At 53.6% G+C, this 21584-nt stretch carries 14 protein-coding genes and 2 tRNA genes; 10 read left to right on the plus strand and 6 right to left on the minus strand.

The annotated features are described in order from the left end of the window. The first annotated feature begins 338 nt into the window (after positions 1 to 338). The 7 genes from sufA (at position 339) to ACFX4O_RS05865 (ending at position 6968) form a co-directional block, all read left to right on the plus strand. A complete protein-coding gene (sufA, locus tag ACFX4O_RS05835; RefSeq protein WP_131411477.1) occupies positions 339 to 695 on the plus strand; it encodes a Fe-S cluster assembly scaffold SufA in 357 nt (118 codons plus the stop codon). 8 nt (positions 696 to 703) lie between these two features. Then, the gene (sufB, locus tag ACFX4O_RS05840; protein WP_380207725.1) at positions 704 to 2191 is read left to right on the plus strand and encodes a Fe-S cluster assembly protein SufB; all 1488 of its coding nucleotides are present in this window, start codon (positions 704 to 706) and stop codon (positions 2189 to 2191) included. A 17-nt stretch (positions 2192 to 2208) separates the two neighbouring features. Then, complete coding sequence (gene sufC / locus ACFX4O_RS05845; protein ID WP_131411473.1) at positions 2209 to 2955, plus strand: Fe-S cluster assembly ATPase SufC; 747 nt, start codon at positions 2209 to 2211, stop codon at positions 2953 to 2955. Further along, positions 2930 to 4201: a Fe-S cluster assembly protein SufD gene (sufD, locus tag ACFX4O_RS05850; protein ID WP_380207726.1), complete on the plus strand. Its 1272-nt coding sequence runs from the start codon at positions 2930 to 2932 to the stop codon at positions 4199 to 4201. Before sufC ends, sufD begins: the two co-directional genes overlap by 26 nt. Beyond that, on the plus strand, positions 4198 to 5418 hold the full coding sequence (gene sufS, locus ACFX4O_RS05855) for a cysteine desulfurase SufS (protein ID WP_380207727.1): 1221 nt from the start codon (positions 4198 to 4200) through the stop codon (positions 5416 to 5418). Before sufD ends, sufS begins: the two co-directional genes overlap by 4 nt. Positions 5419 to 5432: 14 nt before the next feature. Beyond that, positions 5433 to 5849: a cysteine desulfuration protein SufE gene (gene sufE, locus ACFX4O_RS05860; RefSeq protein ID WP_017456581.1), complete on the plus strand. Its 417-nt coding sequence runs from the start codon at positions 5433 to 5435 to the stop codon at positions 5847 to 5849. A 102-nt stretch (positions 5850 to 5951) separates the two neighbouring features. Next, the gene (locus tag ACFX4O_RS05865) at positions 5952 to 6968 is read left to right on the plus strand and encodes a L,D-transpeptidase family protein (protein WP_380207728.1); all 1017 of its coding nucleotides are present in this window, start codon (positions 5952 to 5954) and stop codon (positions 6966 to 6968) included. Between the two features lie 69 nt (positions 6969 to 7037). Here ACFX4O_RS05865 and ACFX4O_RS05870 read toward each other — a convergent pair whose 3' ends face one another. Further along, positions 7038 to 7274, minus strand: coding sequence for a major outer membrane lipoprotein (locus ACFX4O_RS05870; RefSeq protein WP_007374746.1), 237 nt, complete (start codon positions 7272 to 7274; stop codon positions 7038 to 7040). Positions 7275 to 7583: 309 nt separating this feature from the next. Then, a complete protein-coding gene (pykF, locus tag ACFX4O_RS05875; protein WP_131411465.1) occupies positions 7584 to 8996 on the minus strand; it encodes a pyruvate kinase PykF in 1413 nt (470 codons plus the stop codon). 999 nt (positions 8997 to 9995) lie between these two features. On the opposite strand from pykF, the gene ACFX4O_RS05880 reads away from it, so the two are divergent. Beyond that, positions 9996 to 11252, plus strand: coding sequence for an autotransporter strand-loop-strand O-heptosyltransferase (locus ACFX4O_RS05880; RefSeq protein WP_380207729.1), 1257 nt, complete (start codon positions 9996 to 9998; stop codon positions 11250 to 11252). Between the two features lie 31 nt (positions 11253 to 11283). After that, positions 11284 to 17274: an AIDA repeat-containing protein gene (locus ACFX4O_RS05885; protein WP_380207730.1), complete on the plus strand. Its 5991-nt coding sequence runs from the start codon at positions 11284 to 11286 to the stop codon at positions 17272 to 17274. A 171-nt stretch (positions 17275 to 17445) separates the two neighbouring features. Here the strand turns inward: ACFX4O_RS05885 and ACFX4O_RS05890 are convergent. The 4 genes from ACFX4O_RS05890 to mdtK form a co-directional block, all read right to left on the minus strand. Then, positions 17446 to 17522: transfer RNA gene (locus ACFX4O_RS05890), tRNA-Val, on the minus strand. A 12-nt stretch (positions 17523 to 17534) separates the two neighbouring features. Then, positions 17535 to 17611, minus strand: a tRNA-Val gene (locus ACFX4O_RS05895). A 613-nt stretch (positions 17612 to 18224) separates the two neighbouring features. Further along, a complete protein-coding gene (locus ACFX4O_RS05900; protein ID WP_380207731.1) occupies positions 18225 to 18974 on the minus strand; it encodes a hypothetical protein in 750 nt (249 codons plus the stop codon). A 278-nt stretch (positions 18975 to 19252) separates the two neighbouring features. Next, complete coding sequence (gene mdtK / locus ACFX4O_RS05905; RefSeq protein WP_131412226.1) at positions 19253 to 20626, minus strand: MATE family efflux transporter; 1374 nt, start codon at positions 20624 to 20626, stop codon at positions 19253 to 19255. A 315-nt stretch (positions 20627 to 20941) separates the two neighbouring features. Between mdtK and ACFX4O_RS05910 the strand changes: the two genes are divergently transcribed. Then, positions 20942 to 21583, plus strand: a complete 642-nt coding sequence (locus tag ACFX4O_RS05910) for a riboflavin synthase subunit alpha (protein WP_200551815.1) — start codon at positions 20942 to 20944, stop codon at positions 21581 to 21583. Position 21584: the final 1 nt, after the last annotated feature.

Raw genomic sequence — 21584 nt, forward strand, 5'->3', positions numbered from 1 at the left:
CGCCGTTAGGACGCCGTTTTGCGAAAAGATAATGGTTTGATAAGCGAGTCACTTTTCGCATTAAAAAATTCCAAAATCCTATCTCAATAATAGGTATTAGCTATGCATCTTTTCTTTTTCACCGTTTACCCACCGTTGTACCTTCTAAAGTCATTATTTATCAATTTATTAAACAAATTTTCACTTGCCTGTAAAGCCCTTGCACAGAGTCTATGCTTATAGCATGTGCCGAAAAAAAGGGCTTGTGGGTAATAACCCTTCGGAAAAGAGGTTGAAGTGATAATCATTATCACTAACATAGCATTATGAGCCTTTGATCTGATGATGTGAGGTAAACGATGGAATCATTTAATCCGCAAGATTTTACGTGGCGGGGGCTAAGCATGACGCCCGCTGCCGCAGAACACATCCGTGCGTTAGCCAGTAAGCAGGCTGGTGTGCTCGGCGTGCGGCTTGGTATCAAGCAGACCGGTTGCGCAGGTTTTGGTTATGTACTCGATACCGTGACGGAGCCGAACGAAGACGATTTGCTTTACGAATCTGACGGTGCACGCCTTTACGTACCGCTACAAGCGATGCCGTTTATTGACGGCACCGAAGTAGATTACGTGCGCGAAGGTTTAAATCAGATCTTCAAATTTCATAACCCGAAAGCACAGCACGAATGCGGCTGTGGCGAAAGTTTCGGGGTATAGGCGGTACTATGTCTCGTAATACTGAAGCAACTGACGATGTCAAAACCTGGACCGGTGGCAACCTCAATTATAAAGAGGGCTTTTTTACCCGGTTGAGCACCGACGAGCTGGCAAAAGGCATCAGTGAAGATGTCGTGAGGGCCATTTCTGCGAAACGCAACGAGCCGGAATGGATGCTTGAGTTTCGCCTGAATGCCTTCCGGGCATGGCAGGAGATGGAAGAACCGCATTGGCTGAAAGCCCATTACGAAAAACTGGATTACCAGGATTACAGTTACTACTCTGCGCCTTCTTGCGGTAATTGCGACGACACCTGTGCCTCTCAGCCTGGTGCAGTGCAACAGACCGGTTCAAATGCCTGGCTGACGGAAGAAGTTGAAGAGGCCTTTAACCAACTCGGCGTACCAGTGCGCGAAGGTAAAGAAGTCGCGGTCGACGCCATTTTTGACTCCGTCTCCGTGGCGACGACGTACCGTGAAAAATTGTCAGAGCAAGGCATCATCTTCTGTTCGTTCGGTGAGGCGATTCATGACCATCCGGAACTGGTAAAAAAATACCTCGGAACGGTGGTGCCTTCTAACGACAACTTTTTCGCCGCGCTTAACGCTGCCGTTGCCTCAGATGGCACTTTTATCTATATCCCGAAAGGCGTGCGTTGCCCGATGGAACTGTCGACCTATTTCCGCATTAATGCAGAAAAAACTGGCCAGTTCGAGCGCACCATTCTGGTGGCGGATGAAGGGAGCTACGTCAGCTATATCGAAGGATGTTCGGCACCGGTGCGCGACAGCTATCAGCTGCACGCAGCGGTGGTGGAAGTCATCATCCACAAAGACGCGGAAGTGAAATACTCCACGGTGCAAAACTGGTTCCCGGGGGATAACAACACCGGCGGGATCCTCAACTTTGTGACCAAGCGTGCGCTGTGTGAAGGCGAAAACAGCAAGATGTCGTGGACGCAGTCTGAGACGGGCTCCGCCATTACCTGGAAATACCCGAGCTGTATTCTGCGCGGTGATAACTCGATCGGTGAATTCTTCTCTGTCGCGCTGACCAGCGGGCATCAGCAGGCGGATACCGGCACCAAGATGATCCATATCGGGAAGAACACCAAATCGACGATTATTTCGAAAGGGATCTCCGCCGGGCATAGCCAGAACAGCTATCGCGGGCTGGTGAAAATCATGCCGACGGCGACCAATGCCCGCAACTTCACGCAGTGCGACTCAATGCTGATTGGCCCAGATTGCGGCGCGCATACCTTCCCGTATGTTGAGTGCCGCAATAACAGCGCGCAGCTTGAGCATGAAGCCACAACATCGCGTATCGGTGAAGACCAACTGTTCTACTGCCTGCAACGCGGAATCAGTGAAGACGATGCCATTTCCATGATCGTCAATGGTTTCTGTAAAGACGTCTTCTCTGAACTGCCGCTGGAGTTTGCCGTTGAAGCACAAAAACTGCTGGCTATCAGCCTTGAACACAGCGTCGGTTAAGAATGAAAGGATAAGAAATGTTAAGTATTAAAGACTTGCAGGTAAGCGTTGAAGATAAAGAGATCCTGCGTGGCCTGAGCCTGGACGTGCGCCCCGGTGAAGTTCACGCAATTATGGGGCCGAACGGCTCCGGAAAAAGTACGCTTTCTGCGACGCTGGCCGGACGTGAAGATTACGAAGTGGTGGGCGGCAGCATTGAGTTTAAAGGCAAAGACCTGCTGGAGCTATCGCCGGAAGACCGTGCCGGTGAAGGCGTGTTCATGGCTTTTCAGTATCCGGTGGAGATCCCCGGGGTCAGTAACCAATTCTTCCTGCAAACTGCGCTTAATGCGGTCCGTAAATATCGCGGCGAAGAGGCGCTGGATCGGTTTGACTTCCAGGATCTGATGGAAGACAAAATCAAGCTGCTGAAGATGCCGGAAGATTTGCTTACCCGCTCGGTCAATGTTGGTTTCTCTGGCGGTGAGAAAAAACGTAACGACATTCTGCAAATGGCGGTGCTGGAACCTGAACTGTGCATTCTGGATGAAACGGACTCCGGCCTTGATATTGATGCGCTAAAAATTGTTGCTGAAGGGGTGAATGCGCTGCGTGATGAAAAACGCGCATTTATCATTGTGACGCACTACCAGCGGATCCTGGATTACATCAAGCCGGATTTCGTTCATGTGTTGTATCAGGGGCGCATCGTGAAATCCGGTGATTTCACGCTGGTTAAGCAACTGGAGGAGCAGGGCTATGGCTGGCTTACCGAACAGCAGTAACGCGCTGCAGCAATGGCATCATCTGTTTGAAACCCAGGGCGGGGCGCGTTCTGAATCGGCGCAGCAGCATCTGCAGCAAATGCTGCGTTTAGGGTTGCCGACACGCCAACATGAAAACTGGAAATACACGCCGCTGGAAGGCTTGCTGAATAGCCAGTTTGTTAGCACCTCCGGCACGATTGGTGCCGCACAGCGCGATGCGCTGGCATTGCCAGTGGATGCCGTGCGGCTGGTGTTTGTCGATGGTCAGTTTAACGCGGCGCTGAGCGACGACACTGCCGGTTCCGGTTTTGAGATCAGTTTTGCTGATGTGCGGGCTGATCTGCCTGCGCCGGTGCAGCCGGAAGTATTCCTGCATCTGACAGAAAGCCTGGCGCAGAGTGTGACCTGGATTCAGGTGGCGCGTAATCAGCGGCCGGCTAAGCCATTGCTGCTTATGCATATTACTCAAGGGCTGGCGGGCGACGAGATGAATACAGCCCATTACCGCCACCATCTTGAGCTTGCCCAGGGCGCGGAAGCGACGGTTTACGAACACTACGTCAGCCTGAACGACGCGCGCCACTTTACCGGTTCACGCCTGACGATGAATGTGGCGGCGAATGCGCATCTGCACCACGTCAAACTGGCGTTTGAAAACCCGTATAGCTACCACTTTGCGCATAATGACATTTTGCTTGCGGCAGATGCGGCGGCAGACAGCCACAGTTTCCTGCTCGGCGGGGCCGTGTTGCGCCATAACACCAGCACGCAACTTAATGGCGAAAACACGCAGTTGCGCATCAACAGCCTGGCGATGCCCGTGAAATCGGAAGTGTGCGATACCCGCACCTGGCTTGAGCATAATCAGGGCTACTGCAACAGCCGTCAGCTACATAAAACCATCGTCAGCGATAAAGGCCGCGCGGTGTTTAATGGCCTGATCAAGGTTGCGCAACACGCCATCAAAACCGACGGGCAGATGACCAACAATAATTTGTTGCTCGGGCGTCTGGCGGAAGTGGATACCAAGCCACAATTGGAAATTTATGCCGACGATGTGAAATGTAGCCACGGCGCGACCATTGGTCGCATCGACGATGAACAGATGTTTTATTTGCGCTCGCGCGGGATCAATCAACAGGCAGCGCAACAGATGATAATCCATGCTTTCGCGGCTGAGCTTACGGAAGCCATTAGCGACGAAGCATTGAAACAACAGGTTCTGGCGCGTATCAGCCAACGCCTGGCAGGGGGCAGAATATGAGTTTTCCCGTGAACGCCGTTCGTGCCGATTTTCCGGTGCTACAGCGTGAAGTGAACGGACTCCCTTTGGCCTATCTCGACAGTGCGGCCAGTGCGCAAAAGCCGAACCAGGTGATTGATGCCGAAGCTGAATTTTTCCGCCACGGTTATGCGGCGGTACACCGCGGTATTCATACGCTGAGCGCGGAAGCCACCCAGCGGATGGAAAACGTGCGGGTGCAGGTGGCGGCGTTTCTTAATGCACGTTTGCCTGAAGAGCTGGTGTTTGTGCGCGGTACTACCGAGGGAATTAACCTGGTGGCGAACAGCTGGGGGACCAGCCAGGTGCGAGCGGGCGACAATATTATTATTAGCGCGATGGAACACCACGCCAATATTGTTCCGTGGCAGATGCTGTGCGAGCGCGTGGGCGCTGAGTTGCGCGTGATCCCGCTCAACCAGGATGGCACGCTGCAACTGGACGTGTTGCCAACGCTGCTCGATGAACGCACGCGTCTACTGGCGATAACTCAGGTGTCAAACGTGCTGGGGACCGAAAACCCGGTAGCGGACATCATTACGCTGGCGCATCAGCATGGCGCGAAAGTGCTGGTGGATGGCGCGCAGGCGGTAATGCACCATCCAGTGGATGTGCAGGCGCTGGACTGCGACTTCTATGTTTTCTCCGGCCATAAACTGTATGGGCCAACCGGTATTGGCGTGCTGTACGCCAAAGAGGACATTTTGCAGGATATGCCGCCATGGGAAGGGGGCGGCTCAATGATCGCCACCGTTAGCCTGACTGAAGGCACAACCTATGCGAAAGCGCCGTGGCGTTTTGAGGCCGGTACGCCCAATACGGGCGGTATTATCGGGCTTGGCGCGGCAATTGAGTATGTCCGCAAGTTGGGGCTGGAGGCGATAGGTGAATACGAGCAGACGCTGATGCATTACGCACTCAACACACTGGCGGACGTGCCGGATCTGACGCTTTATGGCCCGGCGCAGCGCCAGGGGGTAATCGCGTTTAATCTCGGGAAACATCACGCCTATGATGTTGGCAGTTTCCTCGATAATTACGGCATTGCGGTGCGCACGGGGCACCACTGCGCGATGCCGCTAATGGCGTTTTACAATGTGCCCGCTATGTGTCGCGCGTCGCTGGTTATGTACAATACGGAAGAAGAGGTGGATCGTCTGGTGGCTGGCCTGAAACGCATTCATCAGTTGCTGGGCTAACCTGAGAGGCAAAAATGGCCGCATTACCCGATAAAGAGAAATTGCTGCGCAATTTTAGCCGCTGTGCCAACTGGGAAGAGAAGTATCTCTATATTATTGAACTGGGGCAGCGGCTACCGGAATTAAGTGCCGAAGCACACAATCCTGAGAACATTATCCAGGGCTGTCAGAGCCAGGTCTGGATTGTCATGCACCGTAATGAAGCGGGCGTTATGGAGCTTGCTGGCGATAGCGACGCTGCTATTGTCAAAGGACTTATTGCCATCGTCTTTGTGCTCTATCAGCAGATGACCGCGCAAGATATTGTGGCGTTTGATGTACGCCCGTGGTTTGAAAAAATGTCCCTCACGCAACATTTGACCCCCTCCCGCTCGCAAGGGCTTGAAGCAATGATTCGCGCGATTCGCAACAAAGCCGCCAACATTAGCTAAACTTAAAAGACCATTTTTCATCCTGTTACGACGCGAGGCATTGAACGCCTCGCTGGATCTTCAGCTTTCTGACACCTTGTCAGTGGATACAGGAACTCCCGTATGAAACGCGTGCCTTTGCTCTCCTTATGTCTTTTCGGCGCTTTAAGCGCACTCCAGGTGGCTCGTGCGGCAGAATATCCCCTGCCTGCCGACGGTAGCCGTGTAATTGGGCAAAACCAGACTTATACCGTGCAGGCGGGGGATAAAAACCTGCAGGCGATCGCCCGCCATTTCGACACAGCAGCAATGTTGATCCTTGAAGCCAATAACACGATTGCGCCCATACCGAGACCGGGCACGATCGTCACCATCCCTTCACAAATGATTTTGCCCGATACGCCGCGCGAAGGGATTGTGGTTAATCTGGCTGAATTGCGGCTGTATTATTTCCCGACGGGAAAAAATAGTGTGCAGGTTTACCCGATAGGTATTGGTCAACAGGGACTGGAAACGCCGGTTTCTGTGACGCGGGTCAGCCAGAAGATCCCGAACCCAACCTGGACACCAACGGCAGGTATTCGTGCACGTTCACTGGCGAACGGCATTGAATTGCCACCGGTAATACCCGCAGGGCCAAACAACCCGCTAGGGCGCTTTGCGCTGCGTCTGGGGATTGGCAATGGTGAATATCTCATTCACGGTACGAATGCGCCTGACAGCGTTGGGTTGCGCGTCAGTTCTGGTTGTATTCGTATGAATGCACCGGATATCCAGGCGCTGTTTGCTCAAGTTGCGGCTGGTACGCGCGTGACGATTATCAACGAACCGGTGAAATACGCTGTAGAGCCTGATGGGCGACATTTTATTGAGGTGCATCGTCCGCTGGCACAAAATGTTGAAGAAAATACGCAGACGGTGCCTATCAACTTCTCTCCGGCGCTTGATACTTTTATTCACCATGCCGGCGGCGATAGTGGAATGATTACGCAAGCGTTGAATCGTCGGGCAGGTTACCCGATTGCGATTCCGGTCAAGACAGCGGCGGCAGCGTCGCAAGAAAGTGTGTTATCCGTACTGAACAGTGCGAAAGGAACAACGGTGGATGCAGAATCCCAACATGAGACGGTAATGCAGTAGACGAAAGGACGGGCAAATTAAAGGCAAAAAAAATGGCGCACCGAGTGCGCCATTTCATTACAGGTACTCTTACTTACGGTAAGAGTGAGCCTGGTTGTCCAGACGCTGGTTAGCGCGAGCTGCGTCATCTTTAGCAGCCTGAACGTCGGAACGGATTGCGTTCACGTCGTTGCTCAGCTGGTCAACTTTAGCGTTCAGAGTCTGAACGTCAGAAGACAGCTGATCGATTTTAGCATTGCTGGAGCAACCAGCCAGCAGAGTAGAACCCAGGATTACCGCGCCCAGTACCAGTTTAGTACGATTCATTATTAATACCCTCTAGATTGAGTTAATCTCCATGTAGCGTTACAAGTATTACACAAAGTTTTTTAGGTTGAGAATATTTTTTTGATGGGAATCCACTTAAATTTGATCGTTCGCTCAAAGAAACACCGACTTTCAATAAAAGGTTAAAAAACGCGTGTTAAAACAGCACGCTTCCATCGGATTCATCTTAGATAATGGCCGATTTAAATAGTGAAATCCGATTGGATTTTTTATTTTAAATGGAGGCGGGAATATAAAAAAAGCGCCACAGAGGCGCTTTTTTAATCAGTCCGAATTGTCCGGTTATTATTACAGAACGTGTACGGAGGCAGTGTTTGTTGTGCCGCTCGGAACCAGTGCACCGGAAACCATGACAACTACGTCGCCTTTGCATGCCAGGCCACTTTCCAGCGCCACTTCTTTGCCCAGACGGTAGAAATCATCTGTAGAAGAGATTTCTTTCACCAGTTGCGGGACAACACCTTTGCTCAACACCAGCTGACGCGCGGTCAGTTCGTTGGTGGTCAGCGCCAGAATAGTGGCATCCGGGAAATATTTACGCACTGCGCGAGCAGATTTGCCGCCCTGAGTAGCAACAACAATCAGCGGAGCTTCCAGTTTTTCAGCTGTCTCAACAGCGCCACGGCAAACTGCTTCAGTAATGCGCAGTTTACGGCTGTCATTGTTGAAATCCAGGCGGCTGGTCATCACGCGATCGGTACGTTCGCAAATGGTGGCCATAATGGTCACGGCTTCCAGCGGGTATTTCCCTTTAGCGGATTCGCCAGACAGCATTACTGCATCGGTGCCGTCGAGGATGGCGTTCGCCACGTCGCCAGCTTCAGCGCGGGTCGGGCGCGGGTTTTTAATCATAGAATCGAGCATCTGGGTCGCAGTGATAACGACTTTGCGAGCGCGGATACATTTTTCAATCATCATCTTCTGCGCGAAGATCACTTCTTCAACCGGGATTTCAACGCCCAGATCGCCACGCGCAACCATGATGCCGTCAGACGCTTCGAGGATTTCGTCGAAGTTGTTCAGGCCTTCCTGGTTTTCAATTTTGGAGATGATCTGAATGTTCTCGCCGCCGTGTGCTTTCAGGTGCTCACGAATTTCAACGACGTCAGAACGTTTACGGATGAAGGAGGCCGCAACAAAGTCGACGCCTTGTTCACAACCGAAGATCAGGTCTTGCTTATCTTTTTCAGCCAGCGCCGGCAGGGCGATGGAAACGCCAGGCAGGTTTACGCCTTTGTTTTCACCGAGGTCGCCGTTGTTCAACACTTTACAGATAACTTTATTGCCAACGATTTCGGTCACTTCCATACCGATCAGACCATCGTCTACCAGCACGGTGTTGCCAACGCTCAGATCGTTGGTGAAACCTTCGTAAGTCACGGCAACGGTATCCGCGTTGCCGACAACAGATTTGTCAGTGGTGAAGGTGAAAGTCTGACCTGCTTTCAGGGAGACGTCATTGCCGCCTTCCAGTTTGATGGTGCGGATTTCCGGGCCTTTGGTGTCCAGCAGAATTGCCGCTTTTTTACCGGTTTTGCTCATCACGTTGCGCAGGTTTTTGATGCGCTGGCCGTGCTCAGCATAGTCACCGTGGGAGAAGTTTAAACGCATGACGTTCATGCCAGCGTCCAGCATTTTCGCCAGCATCTCTTCGGATTCGGTTTTCGGACCGATGGTGCAAACAATTTTGGTCTTTTTCATGACAGTTCTGGTCTTTAAGTTTGAGTTGAGAAGGATTGGGAATTTACGCTCCGGTTAACGCACGGCTCCGGAGTCAAACCTGTGTTGCGAAAAGAGCGATGCCACAGTCTAAGGATAGGTGACATCAAAAAAGCGTGCAGAAGAATGTGTGCCTGAGATTCAGCCAGATCGGGGAAAAATTGATGTGAGTAATTTGTTTTACAGTTCAATCAGCTGAATCCATTCAAATTAGGATGGCGGCATTATAGCGTCGACAGTGACAGAAAGGAATTAAAAACGCTGTTTCAAAATACGAATTTATCGTCATTATCGATTTGTTGTGTAACCGTTATCACATAATTGCGCAACCGTTGCACAACCGAGGCTGCCTGTGGCCTGGCCATAGTGGCGGCATCAGTATGGCCGACTCTGTGGCGACATGATTACTCTGCTACAACTACGCTTATTTACCCGCGCCTTCCGTGAATGAGAAAAACAAACAATAAGATTGTTCCGTTTATTTTTTCGAGTCAGCATGTGCTGGCATGAATTAAATGAAAAATGTGCGCCAGTTTGCTTTTTAAATAATTGTCGAGACAGCCTTTCTCTTACTTCACTCTGTCATGTCAGCGAAGCGGATATATCGGCTGAACACTCCTTAAAAAGCCAGAAATATATTTTATATTTTTGAATTGATATCATGTTTTCGCATAAAGTTTGCTTTAAGGATAATCCTAAATTGCTTGCTTTTTCTGATGCTTAAATCATTGTTTTTTATGTGAAACGTGAATGGGTGGCGTAAATGAATAAAAACTAAATAATTGATATATATAGATCTTAACTTTTTGAAAGAGTTTGCAATAAAACGCCTTGTTACTACTCTTAAACGTCTCTGAATGAGACACAATGAATTTATAAAAACATTCATTCCGGATTATTACCTCCGGAGGTCGGCTGGTGCCTGCTTATTATTTACTGCCAGCCTTATTTAATACGTTTACTCATGATGAAGGTTAGGTAATGACGACTTCTGCCGTTGTTGGGCATGGATGTGCTTTTATTCCGCCGCCAGAAATTCCGACCCAGCAGGGGCCGATGGGTATCCTGTATGATTTTAATGACGGTGCCCGGTTACTGTTGCCGGCCGGTAATTGGCGGGTAGAAATAAGCGATGACGAAACGGGAAATATCCTGTTTGCCGACGATGTCGTGCAGGGCTGGGTGATCAGCACAAAAAAATATTATGTGCCGTTTCGTTTACGGGTCTGGGACGGTGTCCAGTCGGAGCCTTTGCTGGACCACGTTCTGGATATGCGCGGCAAAACGGTACTGGTTTCATTTCCCAGCGGTACGCTGGGCGATCTCATCGGCTGGGTTCCTTACGCCGAACGCTTTCGACAGACGTACCAGTGCAACGTTTATTGCACCATGGCGCAGCCGATCGTCGATCTCTTCAAGCCGGTCTATCCGCAGCTTAATTGCGCTACCCCGGAAGAGTGGCAGGCTGAGTCGGGCGTGAGCGAGCCGCCTTACGCCTGTTGGCGCGTTGGGCTGTTTTTCCACGGCGATCTCGACAAGCAGCCATTTGATTTTCGATCCGTGGGTCTGCACCGAACCGCCGGGCATATTCTTGGCGTTGACCCTACGGAAATTGTTCCGGATCTGCGCCAGCGCAGCCCGCGTCGTATCGCCGAACCCTATGTCTGCATCGCGACCCAGTCCACTAGCCAGGCCAAATTCTGGAACAACGGCAACGGCTGGCATGAAGTCATCGACTATCTGAAAGAGCAGGGCTACCGCGTTTTGTGTATCGACAAAGAGCGCGTGGTAGGCCGCGGTTACATCTGGAACAAAATCCCCCACGGCGCAGAAGATTTCACCGGCAGTCTGCCCCTCTCTGAACGCGTGGCGCTGTTGGAGCACGCCGAATTTTTCATCGGCCTCGGCAGCGGTCTCTCCTGGCTTGCCTGGGGCTGCCGGATTCCGGTGGTGCTGATCAGTGGATTCAGCCTGCCGAACAGCGAATTTCATAGCCCCTGGCGCGTCATCAACACCCATGTCTGCAACGGCTGCTGGGATGACGTGCGGTTTAATTTTGATCATCAGGACTATTTCTGGTGTCCGCGCCACAAAGGCACGGACCGGCAGTACGAATGCACACGTTTTATCACTGGCAAGCAGGTCATCGGCCATCTTCGTCGGCTGATTGCCCTGCGAAGCAATCCCTTTGGCATCAAAACAACAGCATTGGCAGACCCCGATCAACATGCCGCCTGACGGATGAGAGACGGGTTTCGAGGACATAGAAATGAAAAAAAGTCTTAACTGCAGTTACCGGCTGGTGTGGAATGACGTTCAGCGGGCGTTTGTGGTGGTTTCAGAACTGACCCGGGCGAAAGGCAAGCGTGCAGGCGGCGCGGTGTTGATCTCGGCGGCGGTGGGTGGCATCTTCGCAAGCAGCGGGGCAATGGCGTTCACCCTTGATGTCACCGGCTCGACGCGGGATGAAGTGGTGCAGGAGGGCGTCCAGAACGTGCGTCCTGGCGGCTTAACCACCAACCATACCATCAGCACCCGTGGCACTCAGATAGTGGCGGGCGGTCAGACCGTGGATACCCGCGTTCAGGACGGCGGTTCGCAGATAGTGCGGCAGAACGGACAGACGACCGGTACCGTTGTCACTGACGGGGCACAGATTGTTGAAGCGGACGGGACGGCAACTGGCACGCAGCTTAACAGCGGCGGCACGCAGGCGGTCGCCGGTAGGGCTAATGGCACCATTGTCGGCGCTGGCGGTGTGCAGACTGTGCTGGAAAGCGGGCTGGCAAGCCAGACGATTATTAACACTGGCGGCGTGCAGGCTGTTAACGGCAGTTCAGTCCAGGGCGTCATTAACGCAGGCGGCATCCAGTTCATCAACAGCGGCGGTTTCTCTCAGGATGCAACGGTAAACAACGGTGGAGTCCAGCACGTTAACGTCGGCGGTTCCGCTGACGACACCACCATCTTTGGCGGCGGCAATCAAATCGTGGCCGGCACGGTATCCGGTGCGCACCTCAACGATGGTGGCGCACAGTTGGTTCAGCAAACCGGCAAAGCCATTGGCACCATCATCAACAACCGCGGCACGCAGACCGTAGACGGCACCGCTGTCTCCGCAGTCGTCAACAGCGGCGGTACCCAGTTGGTGAACCGCGGTGGGCTGGCGGACGACGCAACCGTTAACAATGGCGGCCTGCAGCACATCAATGAAGGTGGCGCAGCGTCCGACAGCACGGTGTTTGGCGGGGGTAAGCAAGTTGTTGCCGGTACGACCTCCGGCACCAGCATCAACAACGGCGGTCACCAGCTTGTGCAGGCCACCGGTAAAGCCACCGACACCATCATCAACAGCGGTGGCACTCAGGCAGTAGACGGTACGGCGATCTCTGCCGTGGTCAATGATGGCGGGGTGCAGCTTATCCACTCCGGCGCGCTTGCTGCAGGCTCGCTGGTTAATTCCGGTGGTTTGCAGCACATCAACGAAGGCGGCGCTGCCTCGGATGCGCTACTGTTTGGCGGTAGCCAGATTGTTGAAGGCACCGCATCCGACACCCGCGTGGACTCAGGCGGTGTGCAGCAAGTCCACGTTACCGGGAAAACCATCGACAGCAAAATCTATGACGGCGGTTTCCAGGATGTTGACGGCACGGCTAATGGCACGACCGTCTATACCGGCGGTAAACAGCTGATCCGCAGCGGTGGTCATGCGAACAATACCCGCGTCGACAAAGATGGCGTGCAGATTGTGCGTGCCGGCGGCGCGGCATCAAAAACGACGCTGCTAGGGGGAACGCAGCAGGTCGCGGGCATGGCGGGCGACACCGTCATCGGCGACGGCGGCATCCAGCACGTCCAGGTGGGTGGCATTGCTACGGGTGCGCTTATCAACAGCGGCGGTCTGCAGCGTGTTGACGGTTCGGCGACCTCCGCCGTCGTGAACAACGGCGGCGTGCAACTGGTGAACAGCGGTGGGCTGGCCGCGGGTTCTATCGTCAACAGCGGTGGCCTGCAGCACATCAACCTTGGCGGCGCAGCGTCTGATGGCACCATCTTCGGCGGCGGCAAACAACTGGTGGCAGGGACCGCGTCCGGGACCAGCGTCAGCGATGGCGGTCTGCAGATCGTGCAGGCCAGCGGCAAAACCTCCGGCACCCAAATCAACAGCGGCGGCGTGCAGAGTGTCGACGGCAGCGCTACCTCATCCGTGGTACGCAATGGCGGCATCCAGTTGGTGAATAACGGCGGCCTGGCGGCAGGCACCGCCGTCCACAGCGGCGGCCTGCAACATATTAACCTTGGCGGCGCGGCATCTGATAACACCGTCTTCGGCGGCGGTAAACAGGTGGTAGCGGGCACGGCGTCCGGTACCAGCCTGAGTGACGGTGCTTATCAGATCGTCACGACCACCGGGAAAGCGACCGGCACCCTGATCAACAGTGGCGGTGTGCAGAGCGTTGATGGCAACGCGACCTCGGCGGTGGTGCGCAACGGTGGCATCCAGTTGGTGAATAACGGCGGTCTGGCGGCAGGCACCACGGTGAACAGCGGCGGCCTGCAGCACATCAACCTCGGCGGCGCGGCGTCTGATGGCACCATCTTCGGCGGCGGCAAGCAGCTGGTGGAAGGTACCGCTTCCGGTGCCAGCGTGAACGATGGGGGTACGCAACTGGTGTCAGGGAGCGGTAAAACTACCGACACCCATATCAACAGCGGTGGCGTGCAGAGTGTAGACGGTACGACCATCTCCTCAGTGATCAATGATGGCGGCCAGCAAATCGTCAATTACGGCGGCCTCGCTGCCGGTTCGATCGTGAATAACGGCGGGGTGCAACACATTTCCGCTGGCGGCGCGGCATCTGACGGCACGGTGTTCGGCGGCGGTACCCAACTGGTAGAAGGCTCGGCTTCCGGCACCAGCATCAGCGACGGCGGGGTACAACTGGTGACCAAGAGCGGTCAGGCCAGCGGCACGCTGATTAACAGCGGCGGCGTACAGCGCGTAAACGGTCAGTCGTTCGACGCGGTGATTAATAACGGCGGGGCGCAGATCGTTGACCCGTACGGCTGGGCCCGCCAGAGCGTCATTAACGCTGGCGGGACGCAGATCCTCAGTAACTCCGCTGTGGCGATCTCCACCGTGATGAACGGCGGTGAGCAGCACGTCAATAACGGCGCGAAATCCTTCGCAGCGCGCCTGCTGGGCGGTACGCAAAATATCGGCAGCGGCGGGCAGGCCTTCGAAACACGCGTCGAGAAGGGGGGCGTGCAGAACGTCAACGCGGGCGGTTACACCTACGGTGGCACCATCTCCAGCGGCGGCAGACAAAACGTTGCGACTGGCGGCGTCACCGACTTCACGTTTGTCGATGGCGGCCTGCAGGTGGTTGACGGTACCTCGATTGTCAGCATCGTGAAAAACGGCGGGCATCAGGTGATCAATAAAAACGCCAATGCCGAAGTTTCTATTGTGATTGATGGCGGCATTCAGGACGTTCTCGGCACCACCACCGGGTCGGAAATCACCCGTGCGGAACAGCGCATCTTTAGCGGGGGAACAGCCACTTCTACCGTGCTGAGCGACGGTGCGGTTCAGGGCATTTACTACGGTGCGGTGGTGACCGATACCCGTAACCGTAACAGCATCCAGAATGTGTACCGCGGTGGGCGTGCGCAAAACAACCTGATGGATGATTTTGCAGTGCAGAACATCGCTGCGGGCGCGACGGCGGTGAACACCTCGATGATCAACTCCAGCCAACAGAATGTGCGCGGCAGTGCCGTTGATACTGATCTTTCCGCGAAGGCCGTGCAGAACGTCTACCGGGGCGGGGCCGCGACTCGCACTATGATCTACGAGCGCGGTATCCAGAATATCTATAGCGGGGGGGAATCGATACTTGCCGTCATCCAGGCGGGCGGGATCCAGAACGTGCTGAACGGCGGTACCGCTACCCGTACCACCATTAACGGTGGCGGTACTCAGAACGTCAACAGCGGCGGGACGGTGATCTCCACCATTATCCGTGAGGGCGGGATCCAGAACGTTAATGACGGAGCGATCGTTATCGACAATCAGGTGGTCGGCGATCAGGTAGTCAATCAGGGCGGCATCGTCACTTCGTCCACTGTCAGCGAAAACGGCACCCAGAGTGTCACCTTCGGCGGCACGGCTATTGCCACTACCGTCAGCAAAGGCGGTGCCCAGTTCGTTCGCGCCGGGGGCGCGGCGGATCTGACGGCGATTGAGCGTGGCGGCATACTGGCGCTGGAAGATGGCGCCACGGTCACCAATATCAATCTCAATACCGGCGCCGCGTTGATGGCGGGCACCGACACCACGCTCAACGGTACTAACGCGCTTGGCCGCTTCTCCATTGCCAATAAGGTTGCGGAAAGCGTGCTGCTGGAAGGCGGTGGTCTGCTGTCGGTTGCCGCTGACGGCAGCGCCAACAACACCGTGGTCAGTGAGAACGGTACGCTGAGCGTCGCCGAGGGCGGTATGCTGACCGGCGTAACCAAAGTCAACGACGGGGCGACGCTTGCCGGTAATGTTAACAATAGCGGCGAACTGCGCATCACCACCGATACCAGCGCCAGCACCGTTAACGCGGCCATCAACGGCAACGGTACACTGTATAAAGAAGGTGACAACACGCTGACCCTGAGCGGTGCGCTTAATCAGACGGGCGGTACCTATCTGCAGAGCGGTACGCTGGTGTTCAGCGGGCTTGATGCCGTGACCGACATCATCGCCCAGCGCGGCACCTCGCTGCAGTTGACCAACGGCACCATGCTGACCGGGATGATCGACCCGACCGATCTGACCGTTGATGCCGGTTCAAACTGGCTGATGACCGACAACTCCCTGCTCAATAACCTGACGCTGGGCGGCTCGATCGATTACCAGGCACCGACCGGGGCGTTTGTCCCAAAAACCCTCACCGTCACCAACCTGGTGGGCAATGGCGGCACCATTACCCTGAACACCCTGTTTAACGGTAATAGCGCAGTGAGTGACAGCCTGGTGCTGGATGGCGGCACCGCCACCGGGAATACGCAGATTGCCATTCGCAGTCTGGGCGGTCTGGGTGTGCGTACCACCGGCAACGGCATTCAGGTGGTGAATGCCATCAACGGCGCGACCACGACCGATGATGCCTTCAGTCTCAACGGTAGCCTGCAGGCGGGTGCGTATAACTACACTCTGCAACAGGGCAGCGCCGACGAGAGCTGGTATCTGACTACCGCTGCTGCCGGCAGCAACGAGAACGGCCCGCAGAACTACCGTTCGGCGACGTATCTCTATAGCTCCGTCTATGCGCAGGCAATGGACTACGACAGTGCGCTGCTCGGCTCGCTGGATGCCCGTCGCTATGCGGCACGGACTGCAGCCGAAAGCGGTAGCAACATGTGGGCCCGTTTCCAGGCCGGTCAGTTGAGCCACGATCACGGCAGCAACGATCTGCGCAACGGCAATACGCCGGATAGTAAAGGCGGCTATACCTTCCTGCAGATCGGTAGCGATCTGTGGCAGGGCTCGGCCTCTGCCATGGAATGGACCGTTGGGGTGTACGGTGCGGCGGGGCTCTCTGCCGTCGACGTGCAGCGCAACGACAAGTCGAAAGCCGGTACGGTACGCGATGACGCCTACAGCGGCGGCCTCTATCTCAACGGTGTGCATGAGAACGGCTGGTGGATGGATGTGGTGGCCCAGGGCACACGCCACAACTTCGATACCAACCCGCGCGATGGTGACGGCCTGAAAACCCACGGCTGGGGCTATGTTGGCTCCTTCGAAACCGGTCTGCCATTTGAGATTGGCGGAGGTCTGGTGCTGGAACCGCAGGTGCAGTACCAGTATCGCGGCGTGAACCTGAAAGATGGCAATGATGACGTTGCAGATGTGCAGTTCGGCGACGGCCACAGCCAGCAGGTGCGTGCCGGTCTGCGTCTGGGCAACAACGCGACGCTGAAAGAGACGGGTAAACCGGTACCGGTAAGCTGGTGGGTGCGTCCGTCCTTCATCCAGACCTTCGACTCGAAGGGCACGCTAAACGTCAGCGCGCCAGGCGTAGCAGGCAGCGAGGTTGCGTTCAATCCGGATCAGGACGGCACCGCTGCGGCGCTGGATGTCGGCATCGACGGTCAGATCCGCGATAACGTTACCCTCGGGGTGCGCGCGGGCTACACCCGGAGCATCGACGACGCAGGCACCGGCGGCTACGGCGGTCAAATCACGCTGAAAGTCGGCTTCTGATAGCCCGGCGTTAACACGAAAGCCGTGCCGCAAGGTGCGGCTTTTTTGTCTGTGATTGCAGCGCATACGGGGAAGGGCGTTTTATCACTGTTGCTAACGCGCAGTCGGCGTGGCGGTGATGATCATGCTGAGATGAATAAAGAAAGATAAAAAACTGAGAGTTACCAAGAATGGTGCGTCCGAATGGACTCGAACCATCGACCCCCACCATGTCAAGGTGGTGCTCTAACCAACTGAGCTACGGACGCACTGAAAAGGAATGGTGCGTTCAATTGGACTCGAACCAACGACCCCCACCATGTCAAGGTGGTGCTCTAACCAACTGAGCTATGAACGCAATGTTGTGGTTGACAACGGGGACGAATATTAGCGGCAGGCCGGAGATGTGGCAAGTGGAAAATGGCAAATTTCTTACGCAATTCGCTCGACTGCGGAACTTTTACGCAAGATGCGGCTATTTTACTGATGTAAAAGAATAAATCTTAATCATTCATCAAATTAACCCTGGTCGGCTGCGCGCCTCTCTCAATATCAACTGCACAACTTCTTGTTCTGAGCACAGAGTTTCCCTCGTTTTTGTTCTGATTCTGGATGATTCGGCAGTTTGTTCATCGTTCAGTTAACTTTAAATATTTTTGCGGGATCTCTGTGGGGCGTTAAACGAACCGCCGCTGCGATTGGAACAATGCGCGGAGAATTTAAAACGTCTGGCCGGGCATCTCGCTGCCTTAGATGAAACATCTCTTCGCCGGAAGAGCGAGAAGATAGCCCACAGGACATCGTGAATGAAGTGAAAATGTGGATCGCGGTAAATAGTCAGCGTCCAAATCAACATAAGAAATAGAGGGCCTTCACGTGAAGGCCCATAAAATAGTGTGCATAGAAATAAAAAATGAACCTGTGATTATTTTATTATCTTTCGATGACAGGTTAAATAAGTCTGCGTTTATTTATGAGATTTTTTGTAGTGAAATACTACCATCGCTAACGGTATTTACCGGTGATACGGGAGAATAAACAATTTGGCTGGAGGTGCCGAAAATAGAGTTCTGATAAAGGTTGCCACTTTCAACCACAATCGCAATATTGCTATCCGGAACACCGCTCCCGGATGTATTAATAACAACTTTCTTCAATGCCGCGCTGGATTCTTTCGGCATATTAATACCCACCACTGTGATTGTGCTGTCTTCAAAAAATAGCCCAACCAAACCGGTGCTGGTTGAGTTGATATTTAAATCGTACCATGCCAGATCCGGTGTTGCGTAAGCGCGAGAATACCCACTAAAAGAAACCGCATTACCATTGGTCGGAATTTGAATGTTATTAATTCCGCTCAGTGGTAAGAACAGGCTAACGGCATAAACGTCGACTGACGAATTCTGCTGCGCCTGATCGGGCACGGATACGGTAATTTCAAACGCTTTCGTTACGCTTGGGTCAATAAGATACGCAAGACCCAGCGAAAAACCCTGTCCCTGAACTGACTGCACGCTGTAATTTTGCGGTTTTTGGTTATTATAAGCGACATTAAAGGGTGTGGTGTTACCGGTATTATTATAAACCACAATTGCTACTGGCTGGTTAGGCAGATTGGTATAAGTTACTGCTTGTCCTTTACCCAGTGTTGTTCTGCTGCCATCAGAAATGGAAGACTGAAAACCTGCGGACGCATTCATAGCATAAGCTGTCGTGAACATATAAAATATCCTCTACGAGTAGAAAGCTGAATGTTAATTGCATTATTGGCAGGTGAGTTTTCTGCCAACAAATTAAAAGTAGAATTATCCTGGTTTGTTTTCAAATAAATATTTGTGAAGATTTTTATACTGAATAAAATCAACAGTAATGCTGGTGTGCTCGTTAATATATATCTGGCATGTAGGATATATAAATAAAGCTGTATAGAATATATCTATTCTTGCTTATTACTTAATTAGCGAACAAAGAAATAGCCGCCTTTTGGCGGCTATTTTTGTTAGCGTGCAGCACGCTGCAAAATGGTCGCCGAGGGCTGGCGTTGCAGGAAACGCATCCGCAGCATCATCATTATCGCCGCCGACGTCAGGCCAATAATAAAGCCCATCCAGAAACCCGCAGGGCCCATTCTGTCGACCACTAAATCGGTTAACGCCAGCGTGTAACCCACCGGTAAGCCCAGCACCCAATAGGCAATAAAGGTGATAAAAAAGATCGAGCGCGTATCTTTATAACCACGCAGGATGCCGCTGCCAATCACCTGAATGGAATCGGAGATTTGGTAAATCGCCGCCAGCAACATCAAGTGTGATGCCAGCGCCACTACCTCCGGATTCTCGTTGTAGAGCAGGGCAATATGTTCGCGCATTAATGCGGTAAAAATTGCCGTCAGCGCCGCCATGCAAACACCGACGATTAACCCTGTGCGCGCCGATGTTTTCGCCTCCAGCGTTGAGCCTTGCCCAAGGCGAAAACCGACGCGAATAGTGACTGCCGCCGCCAGCGACATCGGCAGAACAAACATTAGCGAACTGAAATTAAGCGCGATTTGATGTCCGGCGACATCGACAATACCCAGTGGCGAAACGAGCAGTGCCACCACGGCAAACAGTGTCACCTCGAAAAAAAGCGCCAGTGCAATGGGCAGCCCGAGCTGAGTTAGACGTTTTAACACCGCGAAATCAGGTTTGGCAAAACGTTGCATCTCTTGAATATCACGCATCGCGCGGGCGCGTTTGACATACAGGCGCATGCAGATAAACATCACCCAATACACGGATGCCGTTGCCACACCGCAGCCCACGCCGCCGAGTTCTGGCATACCGAAATGGCCGTAAATAAAGATGTAGTTCACCGGGATATTCACCAGCAGGCCGACAAACCCCATCAACATACCCGGGATGGTGCGGGCAAGGCCTTCGCACTGATTACGCATCACCTGGAAAAAGAGATAGCCCGGCGCGCCCCACATTAACGCGCGCAAAAAACGCACGGCTTTATCCGCCAGTTGTGGGTCGATATTATGCATGGCGTAAATAATATGACCGGCATTCCACAGCACAATCATGATCAACACCGCGACTACGCCCGCCAGCCAGAATCCCTGGCCAACCTGATGGGCAATTCTGTCGCGACGTCCAGAACCATTTAACTGGGCAATCACTGGCGTCATCGCCAGCAGCAGGCCGTGACCAAACAGAATAGCGGGAAACCAGATGGACGTCCCGATTGCCACCGCCGCCATATCCGTGGCGCTGTAGCCGCCGGCCATGACCGTATCAACGAAACCCATGGCTGTCTGGGCGACCTGCGCGAAAATAACCGGCACGGCGAGCGCCAGTAATTGACCCGCTTCTCTCACATACTTCTGCACGTAGAACACCTTTATCTTGTTGTTATAAGAAAGAATGGAACGACTAATCAGGAAGGAGTTTTTCCTTGTGCTAAAAAGGATGCCGCACAGCGATGAGTGCGACATGTGTACAAATATTACCTGCTTAAGCCTGTTTTTGCCATGCCAGTCATAAAGCAAAGTTATCTTTTAGCACGCGGCGCTACGCTTACCTTCTCGCCAGAGCGGCGGGAAAAAGGGCGGCAGGGCGATTGAAACTGGCAAGGGTAAATTTCACCTGTTATTGTGCGTAAAGAACACGGTAATGGCCGTATGAATGGAACAGGAGTGGTAAGCATGTTTACGGGTATTGTACAAGGCACGGCGAAACTGGTGTCAATTGATGATAAACCCAATTTCCGCACTCACGTTGTTGAGCTGCCTGAGACGATGCTGGATGGTATTGAGACTGGCGCTTCCATTGCCAATAATGGTTGCTGCCTGACAGTGACGGCGATTAATGGCAGCCATATTAGTTTCGATCTGATGAAAGAGACGCTGCGTATCACCAACCTCGGCGATCTGAATGTGGGCGACACGGTAAACGTTGAGCGCGCAGCAAAATTCAGTGATGAAATTGGCGGTCATTTAATGTCAGGTCATATCATGACCACTGCCGAAATAGTTAAAATTCTCACCTCGGAAAATAACCGCCAGATCTGGTTCAAAGTGCAGGATCCCGCGCTGATGAAATATATTTTGTACAAAGGATTTATTGGCATTGACGGGATAAGTTTGACGGTAGGCGAAGTCACCAGTAGCCGGTTCTGTGTGCATTTGATCCCGGAAACGTTGCAGCGCACGACACTTGGCGCGAAAAAACTGGGGCATCGCGTGAATATCGAAATCGACCCGCAAACGCAGGCAGTTGTCGACACCGTGGAGCGCGTACTGGCCTCGAAAGAAGCGGCGATCGTCGCAGCAGCCAGCGAAGAGTAAA

The organism is Kosakonia sp. YIM B13571, assembly GCF_042788095.1.
Lineage (GTDB): Bacteria > Pseudomonadota > Gammaproteobacteria > Enterobacterales > Enterobacteriaceae > Kosakonia > Kosakonia quasisacchari.

Coding starts and splice junctions, on each gene's coding strand:
- sufE (WP_017456581.1), top strand. CDS start 5,433: ATGGCCGCATTACCCGATAAAGAGAAATTGCTGCGCAATTTTAGCCGC.
- ACFX4O_RS05885 (WP_380207730.1), top strand. CDS start 11,284: ATGAAAAAAAGTCTTAACTGCAGTTACCGGCTGGTGTGGAATGACGTT.
- sufC (WP_131411473.1), top strand. CDS start 2,209: ATGTTAAGTATTAAAGACTTGCAGGTAAGCGTTGAAGATAAAGAGATC.
- sufD (WP_380207726.1), top strand. CDS start 2,930: ATGGCTGGCTTACCGAACAGCAGTAACGCGCTGCAGCAATGGCATCAT.
- pykF (WP_131411465.1), bottom strand. CDS start 8,996: ATGAAAAAGACCAAAATTGTTTGCACCATCGGTCCGAAAACCGAATCC.
- ACFX4O_RS05865 (WP_380207728.1), top strand. CDS start 5,952: ATGAAACGCGTGCCTTTGCTCTCCTTATGTCTTTTCGGCGCTTTAAGC.
- ACFX4O_RS05870 (WP_007374746.1), bottom strand. CDS start 7,274: ATGAATCGTACTAAACTGGTACTGGGCGCGGTAATCCTGGGTTCTACT.
- sufS (WP_380207727.1), top strand. CDS start 4,198: ATGAGTTTTCCCGTGAACGCCGTTCGTGCCGATTTTCCGGTGCTACAG.
- sufA (WP_131411477.1), top strand. CDS start 339: ATGGAATCATTTAATCCGCAAGATTTTACGTGGCGGGGGCTAAGCATG.
- ACFX4O_RS05880 (WP_380207729.1), top strand. CDS start 9,996: ATGACGACTTCTGCCGTTGTTGGGCATGGATGTGCTTTTATTCCGCCG.
- sufB (WP_380207725.1), top strand. CDS start 704: ATGTCTCGTAATACTGAAGCAACTGACGATGTCAAAACCTGGACCGGT.
- ACFX4O_RS05900 (WP_380207731.1), bottom strand. CDS start 18,974: ATGTTCACGACAGCTTATGCTATGAATGCGTCCGCAGGTTTTCAGTCT.
- ACFX4O_RS05910 (WP_200551815.1), top strand. CDS start 20,942: ATGTTTACGGGTATTGTACAAGGCACGGCGAAACTGGTGTCAATTGAT.